Annotated in this window: 13 protein-coding genes; 7 read left to right on the top strand and 6 right to left on the bottom strand. The window is 72.9% G+C overall.

The annotated features are described in order from the left end of the window. Positions 1-285 precede the first annotated feature (285 nt). From V1260_RS06655 to V1260_RS06635, 5 genes are read right to left on the bottom strand one after another with little or no spacing between them, the layout of a single operon-like run. Positions 286-1,008 carry a glycerophosphodiester phosphodiesterase gene (locus V1260_RS06655; RefSeq protein WP_329746022.1) on the bottom strand — a complete coding sequence of 241 codons (723 nt, stop codon included), beginning with the start codon at positions 1,006-1,008 and terminating at the stop codon, positions 286-288. After that, positions 1,005-1,775 (bottom strand): glycerophosphodiester phosphodiesterase, encoded by a 771-nt coding sequence (locus tag V1260_RS06650; RefSeq protein ID WP_329746021.1) that lies wholly within the window; start codon positions 1,773-1,775, stop codon positions 1,005-1,007. The genes V1260_RS06655 and V1260_RS06650 overlap by 4 nt, the downstream gene beginning before the upstream one ends. 41 nt (positions 1,776-1,816) lie before the next feature. Continuing rightward, a complete protein-coding gene (locus V1260_RS06645; RefSeq protein ID WP_329746020.1) occupies positions 1,817-3,220 on the bottom strand; it encodes an ABC transporter substrate-binding protein in 1,404 nt (467 codons plus the stop codon). 32 nt (positions 3,221-3,252) lie between these two features. Continuing rightward, positions 3,253-4,200, bottom strand: coding sequence for a carbohydrate ABC transporter permease (locus V1260_RS06640; protein ID WP_329746019.1), 948 nt, complete (start codon positions 4,198-4,200; stop codon positions 3,253-3,255). Then, positions 4,197-5,186: a carbohydrate ABC transporter permease gene (locus tag V1260_RS06635; RefSeq protein WP_329746018.1), complete on the bottom strand. Its 990-nt coding sequence runs from the start codon at positions 5,184-5,186 to the stop codon at positions 4,197-4,199. The genes V1260_RS06640 and V1260_RS06635 overlap by 4 nt, the downstream gene beginning before the upstream one ends. A 639-nt stretch (positions 5,187-5,825) precedes the next feature. Here V1260_RS06635 and V1260_RS06630 point away from each other — a divergent pair. Further along, a complete protein-coding gene (locus V1260_RS06630; protein ID WP_329746017.1) occupies positions 5,826-6,875 on the top strand; it encodes a LacI family DNA-binding transcriptional regulator in 1,050 nt (349 codons plus the stop codon). Positions 6,876-7,070: 195 nt separating this feature from the next. Next, positions 7,071-7,592, top strand: a complete 522-nt coding sequence (locus tag V1260_RS06625) for a ferritin (RefSeq protein WP_329746016.1) — start codon at positions 7,071-7,073, stop codon at positions 7,590-7,592. Positions 7,593-7,858: 266 nt separating this feature from the next. On the opposite strand, the gene V1260_RS06620 is transcribed toward V1260_RS06625, so the two are convergent. Then, complete coding sequence (locus V1260_RS06620) at positions 7,859-8,416, bottom strand: endonuclease domain-containing protein (protein WP_329746015.1); 558 nt, start codon at positions 8,414-8,416, stop codon at positions 7,859-7,861. Between the two features lie 674 nt (positions 8,417-9,090). Here V1260_RS06620 and V1260_RS06615 point away from each other — a divergent pair. From V1260_RS06615 to V1260_RS06595, 5 genes are all read left to right on the top strand, one after another. After that, positions 9,091-9,537, top strand: a complete 447-nt coding sequence (locus V1260_RS06615) for a VOC family protein (protein WP_329746014.1) — start codon at positions 9,091-9,093, stop codon at positions 9,535-9,537. Between the two features lie 129 nt (positions 9,538-9,666). After that, positions 9,667-10,737, top strand: coding sequence for an LLM class flavin-dependent oxidoreductase (locus tag V1260_RS06610; RefSeq protein ID WP_329746013.1), 1,071 nt, complete (start codon positions 9,667-9,669; stop codon positions 10,735-10,737). A gap of 122 nt (positions 10,738-10,859) precedes the next feature. Next, entirely contained in the window at positions 10,860-11,777 is a 918-nt protein-coding gene (locus tag V1260_RS06605; protein ID WP_329746012.1) for an exodeoxyribonuclease III, read from the top strand. A 201-nt stretch (positions 11,778-11,978) separates the two neighbouring features. Next, positions 11,979-12,971, top strand: coding sequence for a hypothetical protein (locus tag V1260_RS06600; RefSeq protein WP_329746011.1), 993 nt, complete (start codon positions 11,979-11,981; stop codon positions 12,969-12,971). Next, entirely contained in the window at positions 12,962-13,900 is a 939-nt protein-coding gene (locus tag V1260_RS06595) for a hypothetical protein (RefSeq protein ID WP_329746010.1), read from the top strand. Before V1260_RS06600 ends, V1260_RS06595 begins: the two co-directional genes overlap by 10 nt. Positions 13,901-13,935: the final 35 nt, after the last annotated feature.

The raw sequence follows: 13,935 nt of genomic DNA, 5'->3' as shown, positions 1-13,935 counted from the left end.
AGGAGTCCTTGACATCTCTGTCAAGCGATCTTGACAGATTTAGTCAAGATTCCTTGACTCCGCAAGTCAAGGGGCCTTGACCTGCAGCTGGGTCGGCGCCCCGTCGGCGCCGCGTCCACGCCGAGTGCTGCATCTGAGCCGCCACGCGTGGCCCCAAACGGTCCAGATGCAGCACTCGGCGAGATCGGTCCGGATGGGCAGGCCCCGACACGGTCCAGACGCAGCACTCGGTGAGATCGGCCCCGTCGGCGCGGCTCACCGCCCCCGTCGACCGGACCCGGCCCGTCAGCCGGCGAGCTCCTCGCGCACCCAGGCCGGGTCGTCGGACGTGATCGTATCGGCGCCGCAGGCCAGGGCGACGGTGAGCTGATCCTCCGTGTTGATCGTCCACGGGTTCAGCCGCAGCCCCGCCTCGTGCACCGCGCGGGCGGCCGCGAGGGAGAGGCCGTCGATCGCGGGGCCGAGCCCGGAGGCACCGATCTCGCGGGCGGTCCGGATCGCCGCCTCGTCGACGACGCCCACCAGGTAGCTGACCGGCACCCCGGCGGTGCGGCGGATCTCGGCGAGCGCCTCGGGGTGGAAGGAGATCACGGTCGAGGCGGCCGCCGGTGAGCCCTCGGGCAGCGCGCGCAGCAGAGTGGCCACGGCCGACGCCGCCGCAGCGGCCTTGACCTCGATGAACACCGGCACCGTGGTGAGCGCGAGCAGCTCCTCGAGGCTCGGCACCTTCTCCCCGCCCTCGAGCAGGACCTCGTCGAGCTCGGCGCGGGTGAGCTCGCCGATCGCCCCGGTGCGGCGCGGGGAGTCCGCGGCGGCGGTGCGGTCGATCGTCTCGTCGTGCATCACCACGACGTGCCCGTCGGCGCTCAGGTGCACGTCACACTCGAGCAGCTCGGCGCCGTCGGCGAGGGCGCGTCGGAAGGCGGCGAGGGTGTTCTCGGGGGCGTGGGCGGGCGCTCCGCGATGGCCGACGACGAGCGGTGCCGGGGCGGCGGCGGGGACGGTCACGGTGCCTCCTGAGGGGCGAGGGGATCGGGGCCGACGATAGCGCGGGCCCACACGGGATCGTCCACGGTGAGCGTGTCGCAGCCGAGCTCGAGGGCGCGCTCGAGCTCGACGTCGGTGCGGGCGGTCCACAGGTTCAGCAGCACCCCGTGCTCGAGGCACCAGGCGACGTCCGCGGCGCGGGCGTCGGCGATGCGCACCCCGATCTGGGCGACCTCGAGCTGCTGCGCCGCCGTGAGGAACTCCGGGGAGGTGGCGGTGGTGGTGAGCAGGCGCGGGATCTCCGGCGCCAGCTCGCGCGCGGTCCGGAGTGCCTCCGCGTGGAAGGAGATGATCCAGGCCGGCGCCGTCCCCGGGTCCGCGAAGGCCGCGGCGCCGAAGCGTTCGCGGAGGATGCGGACCACGAGTCCGGCCGCGGCCGGGGCCTTGAGCTCGACCAGCAGCGGCACCACGGTGCCGTCGGGCCGTCGGGCGGCGTCGAGCACCGCGGCGAGGTCGGGCACGCCCTCCCCCTGCCCTACGAGCACCCGGTCGATCTGGGCGCGGGTGAGCTCGGCGACGGCGCCGGTGCGCAGCGGGGAGTCCCGCTGCGCGGTGCGGTCCAGCGTCGCGTCGTGGAGGACCACGTCGTGGCCGTCGGCGCTGAGGTGGACGTCGCACTCGAGCAGCGCCACCCCTTCCGTCACGCCGCGGCGGAAGGAGCGCACCGTGTTCTCCGGGTCCAGGGCCGCCGCGCCGCGGTGGCCCACCAGGGCGGGCCGTGCGGGCATCACGGCCCGGGGACGGCCGCGCTGCCCGGGCGCCGGAGCGGTCACTTCCAGCCCTCGAAGGCGATCGCCTCGATGTCCTCGCGGTTCTCGTCGAGGATGTCCTGGAGCTTCGTGGCGGCGGCGCTGAGGGCGTCCTCCGCGGAGGTGCCGTCGCCGTAGACCTTGGTCTGGGCGGAGGAGATCTCGGTGACGGCCGCCTGGAACCAGTTGGTGTAGTCGGCGGTGCGGGCGTTCTCGAGCTGTGCGAGGGCGACCCCGTAGTTGGGGTTCTTCGCGACGAGGTCCTTCACGGTGGAGGTCTCCGCCGCGGCCTGGACGATCGGCACGTAGCCCGTCGCGGCATGCCAGATGGCGGACTGCTCCGGCTGCGCGAGGAAGCGGAAGAACTGGGCGGCGGCGTCCTGGCGGTCCTTCGAGTCGCCACGCACCACGGACAGGCCCGAGCCGCCCGTGGGGACGGCCTTCTCCTGGCCCTCCTTGGCGAGCATGAACGCGGTGCCCACCTCGAAGACCCCCTCGGTGGCGGCGGTGGTGCCGGTGAGGCTCGCGGTCGAGCCGCGCATGCCCGCGGAGATGCCCGAGGTGAAGTCGGTGCCCGCGGCCTGCGCGAGGTAGCCGAACTTGTCCTCGTGGATGAACTTCCGCTGCCACTCGAGCCACTCGAGGCCCGGGTCGTCGGCGATGGTGACGGCGAAGTCCTGGTTCGCGTTCGCGCCGCCGAAGCCCCAGATGTCGGCCTGGCCGTGCCACGCGTCGTCGGCGGTGAAGGCGAGGGCGGCGAGCGGACGGCCGTCGACCTGGATCTTCGCGAGCTCGGGGCCGAAGGCCGCGAGGTCCTCCCAGGTGGAGGGGCCCTCCTCGGGCAGGCCCGCCTCGAGGTAGCGGGTCTTGTTGAAGTAGAACAGCGGCGTGGAGCGGGCGAAGGGCACGACGTAGGTCTTCCCGTCGGCCTTGCCCTCGGCGACGTAGTTCTGCAGGTAGACGTCGAGGCTCCACTCGTCGTCGAAGTAGTCGTCGAGCGGCGCGAGGGCGCCGGAGAAGTAGAACTGGAGCCACTGCATCTCGGGGAAGCAGACGATGTCCGGGACGGCGCGGGCCTGCAGGGCGGCGGTGAACTTCTGGTTCAGCTCCGCGTAGCCGCCGACGGACTCGGCGACGACGACCACGTCCTCCTGCGACTCGTTGAACTCGGTGATCATGCCGGAGAGCGCCTCGAAGGCGCCGCCGGTCCACGGCGCCCAGAACAGCACCGCGGTGCGGTCCTCGTAGCCGGCGGGGATCTTGAGGTCGGCCTGGGCGAAGCCGTCGCGGACGGGTCCGTCGGAGGCGTCGCCGCCGCCGTTGGGGGCACCGCAGGCGGCGAGGCCGGTGCCGGCGGCGCCCAGGGCGAGGGCGGCGAGCATCCGGCGGCGGGACAGGGGGCTGAGGTGGCTGAACGAGGACATGGGGGTCTCCTGGGATGGGGTGGGGTGAGAGGTCATTTGAGGGCGCCGGCGGCGAGGCCGCCGATGATGCGCTTCTGGGCGAGGAAGAAGAGGAGGAGCATCGGCAGGGACACGAACAGCGCGCCGGCCATGATCGAGCCCCAGTTGGAGTAGCCCTCCTGGGTGCGCAGGAACAGCAGGCCGATGGGCAGCGTGCGCATGTCCGCGGTGCTGGTGACGATCAGCGGCCACACGTACTCGTTCCACTTCCCGACCATCACGATGAGCGTGCAGGTGAGGATCATCGGGGCGGAGAGCGGGACGACGATCGTGAGCATGCGGCGAAGGTGGCCGGCCCCGTCGATCTCCGCTGCTTGGAGGATGTCGCGGTCGATCCCGCGCATCGACTGGTACAGCAGGAACATGGCGAAGGCGCTCGCGATGCCCGGCAGGATCAGCCCCTGGTAGGAGTTCAGCCAGCCCAGGTTCGCCACGGTGATGTAGTTGACGATCAGGGTCACGTGGCCGGGCAACATGAGCGAGGCGATGATCAGGCCGAACAGCACCTTCTTGAACCGGAACTCGACGAACACGAAGGCGTAGGCGCACAGGATCGCGAGGGTCACCTCGAGCGCGGTGCCGACCCCCGTGGTGATGATCGAGTTGAGGAAGAAGCGGTCGAAGGGCGCCGAGGTCCACGCCTCCACCACGTTGTCGAGGGTGAGCCGGGAGGGGATCCAGCGCAGCGGCCAGGAGTAGATGTCCGGGCGCGGCTTGAACGCCGAGGAGAACAGCCAGTACAGCGGCACCAGGAACACGGCGATGGTGGCGAGCACGCCCGCCAACAGCAGGGCCGTCTGCCAGAGCGGCCGACGGGGGCCGCGCGCGCGGCGGCGGTCGCGGCTGGCGCCGGAGCCGTCGGCGCGGCCGGCGGCATCGGTGGCACGGCCGGTGGCGTCGGCGGCGAGGGCCGCCCCGGGACCGAGGAGGTCGGCGCTCATGCGGCATCTCCCTGCTTCTGGCTGTAGCGGACCTGGACCCAGGTGATCGCGAGCAGGATCACCAGCAGCACCGTCGCGGCGGCGCTCGCCCGGCCGATGTCGAAGTTCTTGAAGGCTTCCTCGTAGACCATCCAGCTCAGCGTCGTGGAGGAGATCCCCGGGCCGCCGCTGGTCATGATCGAGATGATGTCGAAGCTCTGCGCCGCCGAGATGATCCCGGTGACGGAGAGGAAGAAGGTGATCGGGCGCAGCAGCGGCAGCGTCATGTGGCGGAACAGCGACCAGCCGGCGGCGCCGTCGAGCGCCGCCGCCTCGTACACGTCCCGGGGCAGGTCGAGGATCGCGGTGTAGCAGATGACTGTGACGAAGCCGAGGCGCTGCCAGGTGTACGCGATCGTGATCGCCCACAGGGACCAGTCCGAGGTGGTGGTCCAGTCCGGCGAGGCGAGGCCCACCTGCGAGAAGAGCCAGCGGGACAGGCCGTAGTTGGGATCGAACATGAACAGCCAGAGGATGCCGACGGCGGCCCCCGGGAGCATGTGCGGAGCGAAGGCCATGGTCTGCGCGAAGCCGGTCAGCGGCACCTTGGTGGCCAGCAGACTGCCCAGCGCCAGGCCGCCGGCGATCGAGCCGAGCACGCTCAGCGTCGTGAACAGCAGCGTGTTCAGCAGGATCTGCGCGAACTCGCCGTCGGTCGCGAGGTCGGCGTAGTTCTCGAGGCCCACGAACTCCGGGTCCGGGTCCACGAAATCCCAGTCCATGAAGCTCAGCCCGATGTTGTAGAGCGCCGGGTAGTAGGAGAATACGAGGATCGCCAGCAGGTTCGGGGCGATGAGGGCGAGGAAGAGCAGCGCTGAGCGGCGGGTGCGGCGGCGACGCTGCGGGGAACGGCGGCGGGCGGCGGCTCGGGCGGTGAGGGCCTCTCGACGGTGATCGTCGGTCGGCTCCGGCGCGTCCTGCGGCCCGGTCCGTCCCCCAGTCGACACCGATCCCGGCGCGTCCGTGTCCACGAGCGGGCTCCCAGCGGCAACGGCCCTGTCCGGTGCAGGACTGGTGCCGCGCTCGACGGGTGTGCGCCCCTCCGCGGCGGCGCGGGATCCGACGTCCATCGACATGGCTCTCCCGGGTGGATCGGGCGGCCGCTCGGAGCGGTCCGCGGGACGTGGCCGCGAGGAGCGACCGAAGCAGGTGCGCGCATCTCCTCACCGGTGATGCGCTCGGTCACCGTAGGAGCGCTCCCACCGTCCTGGCCAGCAACGACGTCCGGGATGACGGGGGAATGAACGCGGGCTGTCCCTGCAGGTGGGAGTGCTCCCACACCCCGCGGCCGCGCCGCATCGCTCCCGATTCGACGCCGCGCTCCACCTCGGCGTCGGCCGATGTTCATCCCGCTGCCGCCGAGAGTTCGCCCCCGCGGCGCGCCCGGCGGAGGTCGGCGACGACCCCCGCACCGAAGCTTCACCCGGACGTCACCCCGCTCCCCCGGTCGGCACGCCCCGGCCGGGTTACCCTGCCTCACCGGGCTCGCCGTCGTGCCCGGCCCCGCGCACCGCCCGTCGGCCCCGTCGACGCCGCCAACGCCGCCGTCACCGCCGTCGCGCCCACCCCGACCCGAGAGGCCGCCCATGACCCGCCCGCCGACGATGCTCGACGTGGCGCGCGCCGCCGGCGTCTCCCGCTCCACCGTCTCCCGGGTCTTCCAGAACGACGGCGAGCGCGTCTCCGCCGACACCCTCGTCGCCGTGCACGAGGCCGCCACCCGCCTCGGCTACGTGCACAACCTCGTCGCGAGCGGCCTCGCCCAGCGCCACGGGCGGCAGCTCGGACTGCTGGTCCGCGACGCCACCAACCCCGCCTACGGGCACTTGCTCGCCGAGACGAACCGGGCGGTCGAGCGCGCCGGGCGCACCCTCATCTCCGTCACCGCCTCCCGCCACGACTACGGCACCGCCGAGGTGACGGGGCTGCGGCGCCTGCTCGGACAGCGCGTCGCCGGAGTCTTCGTCGGCACCGGGGTGACCGCCGCCGAGGACCTCGTGGAGACCGTGACCACGGTGCCGATGATGATCCTCGGCCGGCCCAACGACCATCCGCAGATCGAGTCCGTGAGCTACGACGAGCGCGCCCACGGCCGCAGGATGGCCGAGGAGGTCGCCGCCCGCGGACATCGGCGGATCATCGTGCTCTCCGCACCGCTGCTCTACTCGCGCGTCTTCGACCTGCGGATCCGCAGCCTCGTCGAACGGTGCGGGGAGCTCGGCATCGCCACTCTCCCGGTCGACCTGCTGCCGGTGGAAGAGGGTGTGGTGCGCGCTCTCGACACCGCCCGGGAGCAGGGAGCGAGCTGCATCGCCTGCCCCGTCGACTACGTCGCCCTGGGCCTGCTGCGGGCCGCCGCCGAGCGCGACGTGCGCATCCCCGAGGACGTCAGCACCCTCGGCTTCGACGGCCTCGGCGACGGCCTGGACCTTGTGGGCCTCGCTACCCTGCGCCTGCCGGTGGAAGAGGTCGTCACCCGCGCCGTCGAGCGGATGGAGGAGCTGCTCGTGCTGGCGCAGGAGGACCGCGAGGGCCCCCCGGCCGAGGCCCCGACGCCGGCGCGGCACAGCCTGGTCGAGGGGACGTTCTTGCCCGGCCGCACCCTGGGCCCCGCTCCCGCACACCTCCGGGCCTGATCGGAACCGGGTCGCGAGCCGACCGGAGGCGCGGGTCGCCGACGGGGACCTTCCGCCGCCTCCGCGGTCGCCCGCGGCACGGGACGCCGTGAGGTCAGGGGCGGGCCGGGGAAGCCTGCCCGATGCGTGTCGTCGCAGGTCAGGAAAGGCTCAGCAAGGGTCACAGCCACCCGTGGACGGACTACCGTCGTCCCCATGAAGATGAGCCACGACCTCGAGAAGAAGTTCCAGGACCAGATCACGCTGGAGTTCGCCGCGTCGATCACCTACCGCCAGCTCGCCATCGAAGCCGACGAGCAGGACCTCCCCGGCATCGCCGCCTGGCTCCGCCATCAGGCCGACGAGGAGATCGTCCACGCCAACAAGTTCATCCAGCACGTCTCGGACCGCGGCAACCACGCGGCGATCGGCACCATCGCGGCGCCCGGCGTGACGCCCGGACTGTCGGTGCTGGAGATCTTCGAGGCCGCCCTCGCGCACGAGCAGAAGGTCTCCGAGGCGATCCGCGAGTTGTACCGCAGCGCCGACAAGGAGGGCGACTACGACTCCCGCCCGCTGCTGAACTGGTTCGTCGACGAGCAGATCGAGGAGGAGGCCACCGCCTCCGAGATCATCGGGCGCCTCAAGCTGATCGGCGAGGACGGCTCCGGCCTCCTCCGCCTCGACGCCGAGCTCGGCTCCCGGCCCGCCGGCTCCACCGAGGCCGACGAGGACTGAGTCCTCGACCCGGGTCCGGTCCGGTCCGGTTCGGCTACATCCGGTTCGGCCTGGCCCGGTCCGGTCCGGTCCAGCTACATCCGGTCCGGCCTGGTCCGGTCCGGTCCAGCTACATCCGGTCCGGCCTGGCCCGGTCCGGTCCAGCCTGTTCTGATTCCGATCCGGTTCCCGTCCGGGCTGGCCCGGCCCACGGGGGTCTGTCCACCGAAGGGACGTGAACGGCACGAGGCCTGCTATATGCACGTCCCGTGCCGCTCACGTCCCTTTCATGGACACGGCCGACCCGGACCGCGGAGAAGACCCCGCTCGTCGGTCCCGGTCGTGCGCCGGGACCGCGGTATCCGGTGGTCGCCTCGACGTAGCATGACCAGCAGGTCCGCGAGTGTCGCGTCCCAGGCGAGCATGACGTCCTCATAGGTCAGCCGGACGACCGTGTAGCCGAGGCGCCGAGCGGCTCGATCCCTCCGCCTGTCGTTCGTGTACTTGGCCTGCTCCGCGTGATGAGCGACGCTGTCGCACTCGATGACGAGCCGCTCCCCCACCAGCAGATCGACCCGTCCCACCTCCGGGATCGCAACCTGGGGTCTCACCACGAACCCGCGTCGCGTGAGGGCGCGACGCACGATCGTCTCCGTGCCGGACTCCGCGACCCTGCTCAGCGGAAAGATCTCCCGTCGACGCTTTCGCGACAGCGACCGGCACACCGCAATCGCGTCATCCCCGCTGATCAGGCCTCGGTTCAGCCCGGATTCGAGGACCACGGCGGCGAATCTCGGCTCGAGGCAGTGGACGGCGTGCTCGAGAGCGGTCAGGAGCGGGAGCACCGGGTGTTCGTCCGGCCAGGTGCGCAGGATCGGCGCATGCAGGACCACCCCCTCGCCGATCTCCGGAGCCGTGCGGCCCGTCCCAGGACCGACACGGCGGCGGGCCTCATGGACACACCCCACCCGCGGCACCCAGAAGCCGTAGAGCTCGAGGGCATCCACACAGGTCAAGCGGTTCCCTCGGAGCAGGGCGGCTCGGACCTTCGGTGGAGTCCCCGGTGTCCCGTAGAACCCGCCGCCCAGCCGCTCCACCGCACCGCTCTCCAGCAGAGCCTCGATCGACCGCCGGCCGTGACCGCCCTCCTCGAGCTGGCGTCGGGTGCGGACATGGACCTCGGGACGATGAGCGCTAACCATTGCCCCAGCCTGGATCGACGGCTGCCGCGACGGGAGGAGACGGGGACGGCTGTGGATGACGGGGCGCTGGGGAGGAGAGGTGCGGGACCGGCGGGTGCGGAGCTGTCCACCAAGGGGACGTGAGCGGCACGAGGCCTGTTATATGCACGTCTCGTGCCGCTGACATCCCTTTCGTGGACAGGCCGCCGGAGGAACGGGGCAGGGCGGGCAGGCCGGAGGGGGCAGACCGGTCCGGACCGGCGCGGGACGCGGCGGGGCTCGGCGTGGAAGACTGGCCGCCAGCCTCTCCACCAGTCACCGCAGACCGAGGAGTCACCATGGCAGCACCGCAGTTCAGCCCCTACATCACCTTCCCGGGCACCGCGCAGGCCGCCTTCGAGCACTACCGCGAGCTGTTCGGCGGGGAGCTCGAGATCATGCTCTACGAGCAGTTCACGGACCTCTCAGAATTCCCGTTCACCCCGCCCCCGGGCACGGTCGCGCACGCCCAGCTGCACGGCGGCCTGGTCACGCTCGCGGGCGGCGACGGCATCGCCCCGCCCGGAGAGGAGCTGCCGCCGCTCAGCTCCGAGGTCTACTCCTTCTTGATCGGCCTGGACGAGGTCGTGGACGCCCGGGCGCTGATCGAGCGGATCGTCGCCGCGGACGGCAGGGTGGCGATGCCCTTCGAGCTCGCCCCCTGGGGCGACCACTACGGCCAGGTCGTGGATCGCTTCGGCGTGATGTGGGCGCTGGTGGTGGAGGGACCGCGACAGGAGGGCTGAGCGGAATCCGCGGCCGCTCCCTGCCCCGGCCGACGGCCCCCAGCCGACGGCCGACAGCCCCGGTCCCGGCCCGAGATCACCCTCCCCACCCTGTTGATTTTATTTTCAACCATCAGCTAGGGTGGCCCCATGCGTGCTTTCGGATTCCTCAGCTTCGGTCACTACGGCGGCAGCCCCGCCCAGGGCGGAATCACCGCCCGCCAGATGCTCCACGACGCGATCGATATCGCCGTCGGGGCCGATGAGCTGGGCGTCAACAACGCCTCCTTCCGTGTGCACCACTACGCGCGGCAGTCGGCCTCCCCCATGCCGCTACTCTCGGCGGTCGCCGCGCGCACCCAGCGGATCGAGGTCGGCACGGGCGTCATCGACATGCGCTACGAGAACCCCCTCTACCTCGCCGAGGAGGCCGCGGCGCTCGACCTGATCGCGGACGGCCGCGTGGCGCTCGGCATCTCCCGCGGCGCCCCCGAGGCGGCCGACCGCGGCTGGGAGTCCTTCGGCTACACCGGCTCCACCGACCCGCGCGGCGCCGACATCGCCCGCTCCAAGTTCGACGTCTTCCTCAAGGCCATCCAGGGCGCGCCGATGACCCGCGCCGCCGCGCAGCCCTACATGTCCGACGCCGCCCCGCACGCCCCGCTCGCGATCGAGCCGCAGTCCCCGGACCTGATCCGTCACATCTGGTGGGGCGCCGGATCCCGGGCGACCGCCGAGTGGACCGGCGAGCTGGGCCTGAACATGATGAGCTCGACCCTGCTCACCGAGGCCACCGGCGCCGCCTTCGGGGACCTGCAGGCCGAGCAGATCGACGCCTTCCGCACCGCCTTCGCCGCCGCAGGCCACAGCCACACCCCGCGGGTCTCGGTCTCCCGCAGCGTCTTCCCGATCGTGACCGATCAGGACCGTCGGCTGTTCGGAGTCCGCTCCGGCCAGGACGCGGACCAGATCGGCATCATCGACGGCACCCGCTCCACCTTCGGCCGCACCTACACCGGCGAACCCGATCAGCTGATCGAGCAGCTGACGGCCGACGCCGCCGTGCAGTCCGCCGACACCCTGATGCTCACGATCCCCAGCCAGGCCGGGGTCGAGCTGAACCTGCACATCCTGCAGAGCTTCGCGGAGCACGTCGCTCCGGCGCTCGGCTGGAAGCCCAACACCGAGGGCCCCGTCGTCGGCGACCCGGTCGCGAGCTGAGGCAGGGCTCGCCGCTGGCGATCCTACGCCGTGCCGGACCACCCTGCCCTGGGGCCGGCCCCCTCGCTGGGCCAGCCGCAGCCCGACACCCGCACGTCGGCCTTACCGCGTAGCCTGCAGGAATGCTCCGCATCGCGACCGCCAACGTCAACGGGATCCGCGCCGCCCATCGTCGGGGCCTGGGCGATTGGCTCGCCTCCCGCGGGGCCGACGTGATCGCGCTGCAGGAGGTCCGCGCGCAGGCCGCCGCGCTGCCCGAGCGGGCTTTCGGCGACTTCCACGTCGCGCTGGACACCGGCACGCTCCCGGGACGGAACGGGGTCGCGGTGCTCACCCGCCGGCCGCCTGCGGCGGTGCGCACCTGGGGCGGGGCGGCGCTGCTCGGCTCCGCCGACGGCCTCCTCGTGCCCGTCGCCGCGCCGGACCGGGTGCCGCTCGCCCGGGGCCTCGAGCGGTTCGTCGCCGAGGGCCGCTACCTCGAGGTCGATCTCTCCGACGTGCCGCTCACCATCGCCTCGCTCTACCTGCCCAAGGGTGGCCTGCCCGCGCATCTGCAGCGGCCCGAGCGGATGCGGGAGGCGCCCGACGGAGGGGCACGCTACGCGCGGAAGATGCAGTTCCTGGACGGCTTCGCCCGGCAGCTCACCCGCACGCGCCGCGCGGCGCAGGCCGACGGGCGGGAGTACCTGCTGATGGGCGACCTGAACATCGCGCACACTCCGCAGGACCTCGCCGCGTGGCGCCGCAATCAGCAGACCGACGGCTTCCTGCCCGAGGAGCGAGAGTGGTTCGGACAGCAGCTCTCCCCGCGCACGCTCGTGGACGTGGTCCGCTCCCTGCACCCGGAACAGGACGGCCCCTACTCGTGGTGGTCGTGGCTGGGGCGGGCCTTCGCCGAGGATCGCGGCTGGCGGATCGACTACCACCTGGCCACGCCGCGTCTCGCCCGCAGCGCGGTGCGGACCATCGTCGATCGCGAGGTGGCCGGCGAGCGGCTCTCGGACCACTCCCCCGTGGTCGTCGACTACGCCTGGCCGTGAGTCACAGCGCCGGTGCGCGCGGGGCCGGTGCGCCGGTGCGCGCAGGGCCGACGGGAGACCGCGCGCAGGCCGCGGAGCACCCGCCCGGAGGGCCGCAGTGATGTCGGCAGACGGCCCTTACCCCCGCCCCTCCGCTCCCGTAAGGTAGGGCCTCGTGGGTGCCGGTGGGGCATCCCGTCCGCACCGCCCCGGAGGATCGCGATGCCCGCGCCGCAGACCGCCGCCCTGGCCGCGCCTGCCGCTCCCTTCCTCGCCCCCGCGGCACCCCTCCCGGCCCCCGCCGCCCCCGTGCACACCGCGTCGACCGGCACCGATGCCTCCCGCGCCCTGCTCTCGCCGACTACCTCGCCCCGCCCCCTCACCCTGTGGGGCTCCTCGTCGATGAGCTCGCAGGGCGGCGCAGAGGCGACCCCGCTCGAGATCCGCATCCACGACCATCTCTCCCTCGCCGCCGCGCCCGCCGTCGTGCACGCCTTCGGCGTCGGCGCCACCCGCTCGGCGCACACCCTGCTGATGCGCGGACTCGACACCCCGACGCTGCGGGTCACCGGTCCCGCCGACGCGACGACGGGCGCGGTCCCCGTCACCCTCGAGCCCGCCCTGAACCCGGCCGGCCCGCTGCAGATCCCGGGAACCTGCGGCGACGTCGCCGGCACGCTCGACGGATCCACCGGCACCTGGTCCTTCCGCCCCGACGATCCCGTCGCCCCGGTCGCGGGCGGGGTCTTCTCCTCCTCCCTCGCGGCCATCGCCCAGGGCTCGCGGCAGATCCTGTGGATGGGGAAGAACAACATCACGGACACGGCCGGGGTCCTCCACGACACCCAGCGCATGTGGGACGCGGCCGAGGATCCGGCGCACGACACGCTCGTGCTCGGGCAGTGGCCGACGGGCCAGGATCCGACGGGCTCCGCCACCGGGACCGCTCTCGCGCTGGTCAACACCGAGCAGCAGCGTCGCTACGGGGACCACTTCCTCGACCTCGCCTCGCTGCTGACCACCGTCGAGGGGCTCGCCTGCCCGCCGCTGCAGGGTCTGCGGCTCGGGGAGCAGGCCTCCGCCCGGGACGCGCTCGCGGCGGGCGTGGTCCCCGAGGAGCTGCGGGCGCCCGACGGCATCCACCTCAACGGCTGGGGCAACTTGGCGGTGAGCTGGGCGATCGTCGATCGGCTGCGGGAGCTGGGGTGGCTGTGAGACGACCTGCCGCCCCGCGCGCCCGCCGCGGCGACGCCCTCGACCCCGCGCTCCCGCCCGTCCCCGCCGCGACCGCACCGGCTGCACCGGTTTCCGAGGTCTTCCCGTCGGCAACCCCCGCGGCACCGCCGTCGGCCGCCGCCCCCGACGTCGCCCCGTCGGCCCCGGCCCCCGCAGCATCCCCGTCGTCCGCCCCCGCCGCGCGTCGCGGGCCGGGCCGCCGCACCGTGCTGCTCGCCGGAGCCGCGGCGGCCGTTGTCGCCGTGCCCGTCGGCGTCGGCACCCTGCTGAACCGGTCGGGATCCGCGCTCACCGCCTCCTCCGCCGAGGGCGGCACGGGCGCCGCCCCGACCAGCAGCCCCTTCGCCGACGTCGCCGATGACGCGGAGGGCCTCGCGGCGATGCTCTGGGCGCACGAGACCGGCGTCCAGACCGCGCTCGAGGGCGACGCCTACGCGCCGGACCGCACCGTCACCCGCGGCCAGCTCGCCGTGGCCCTGCACCGCTTCGGAGGCTCCCCCGAGGTGCCCGTCGCGAGCACCCCCACCCTGTTCGTCGACCTCGGGGACGATGCCGAGCAGACCGCGGCTCTGCTGTGGCTGCACGGCCGCGGAGCGCTGTGGGGCGATGCCGCGCTGCAGGTGCACCCGGACGGCGACGCGACCCTCGGCTGCGAGGCGTCGATGCTCACCGCGCTGCTGCGTCCTTCGCTCGCTGCCGTGGGTGTGACCTGGTCCCCCGTCACCGAGCTCGCCGCGAGCGAGGACGCAGCCACGGCCCCCGATCTCCTCGATCTCGCCTGGCTGGTCGCGGCCGGGATGCTGCCCGCGGGCACGACGCTCGGCACTGGCGACCGCGTGCTGACCCGCCTCGACGTCGCCCGCACCCTGCACCAGGCCGACGCCGCGATCACCGACGCCACCGCCTGAGTGCGGGAGCGGGCCCGGATCGGCTCGCGCAGCGC

The organism is Brachybacterium sp. J144, from assembly GCF_036321705.1.
Taxonomy (GTDB): Bacteria; Actinomycetota; Actinomycetes; order Actinomycetales; family Dermabacteraceae; genus Brachybacterium.
The sequence above is the reverse complement of the archived record's forward strand: the minus strand, read 5'-3'. Positions and strand labels throughout refer to the sequence as shown.